General features: G+C 67.8%; 1 protein-coding gene. It reads left to right on the top strand.

From position 1 onward, the window contains the following. Positions 1–109: 109 nt before the first annotated feature. The coding region (locus tag Psi02_RS39710; protein ID WP_203981080.1) for a sensor histidine kinase at positions 110–1,457 on the top strand (1,348 nt) is incomplete at its 3' end.

The following is a 1,457-nucleotide window of genomic DNA, read 5'->3' as shown; positions in this document are numbered from 1 at the left end:
CTGCGGGATGAGCGCGTACCGATCGTCGTTCACAACGCGCATCGCCTTGTTCGGTGGCGTGGTGGCTGCCCTGCTGGCTGCGCTGCTCGTGACGGTGCTGATGATCGGCATGAGGTATTTCGTCACCGATCGCCTCACCGACGAGATCGCCGCCATCGGTGGCCGCGTGGCCATCCAGGTGGAGCGGGCTCAGCTGGCGAACTATCCCCTCACGCTCCTCCCGTCGCGCGACGTTCAAGTCGTCGACCTGAATGGTCGGGTCGTCGCCTCGACGCCGAAATTGCGGGGCATGCCGCCGATGGCGCGGTTCACCCCCGATGGTGAGCAAACCGCAAGATCGGTCGTGTGCGGCGGGGTCTTCCCGCGCGGGGAATGCGACATCGTGGTGGCGCAATGGGCCAATCCCGCCGGCGGGAGAGTGATCGTCTACAGTGCCGCCCCGGTGGTCCCTCCCTGGGTCGATCCGTGGCTGGCCGGCCTGGTGGGAGGGAGCGCGGTGGGGCTCGCGGCGGCCGTCACCTACTTCGGTTACCGGATCGCCAGGGCGTCCCTCAGGCCGGTGAACGCCATCCGGGCCGAACTCGACGAGATCAACGCGACATGTCCCGATCGCCGTGTGCCCGTGCCGTCCAGCGCTGATGAGATCCACGATCTGGCTGCGAGTGTCAACCACACGCTGGGCCGCTTGCAGGCCGCGATGGATCAGCAGCGGCGGTTCGTTTCCGACGCCTCTCATGACCTGCGCAGTCCGATAGCCGCGCTGAGGGCCGAGGCGGAGGACGCTCAGCTGGCGCCCCAGGAGACCAGCGTGGCCAAGCTGAGCTCGACCTTCCTGGCCGGTCTCAACCGGCTCCAGGCGATTGTGAGCGACCTGTTGACCATCGCACGGCTGGACGCCGGGATGCCCGCCGCGCACGACCATGTCGACCTGGCCGAGCTCGTCTCGGCGGAGTGCCGGATCCGCCACGATCCGACGAAGACGGTCGAATGTGCGCTCGAATCCGGCGTGGTGGTCATCGGCGACCGGTTACGCCTGAGCCGGCTGCTCACCAACCTCGTCGACAACGCCGAACGGCATGCCGAAACCATGATCATCATCACCGTGCGGCGAGAATCTCGCGACGAGGGGGGCGATCAACTCTTTCCGCACGGTGTCGCCTTATTGGAGGTGCTCGACGACGGCGGTGGCATCGATCCGGCTAAGCGCGAGGTGGTGTTCCAGCGGTTCGCTCGTTTGGAAGCCTCCCGTAGCAAGGATGCCGGTGGCACGGGATTAGGCCTGCCGATCGCCCGGCAGATCGCCGAGGCCGGCGGGGGAACCCTCCGGATCGAGGACAGTCCTCGCGGCGCACGCTTCGTCCTCCGCCTCCCGCTCGCCGCGACCAGGCCGATGCCACATCTCCCTCCCCGGATCCCGGCGCACCGGGCGAGCGCGGAGGGCGGGCTACTTGAGCTCT

The organism is Planotetraspora silvatica (assembly GCF_016863315.1).
Classification (GTDB): Bacteria; Actinomycetota; Actinomycetes; order Streptosporangiales; family Streptosporangiaceae; genus Planotetraspora; species Planotetraspora silvatica.
This window is presented reverse-complemented; position numbering and strand designations above follow the sequence as displayed.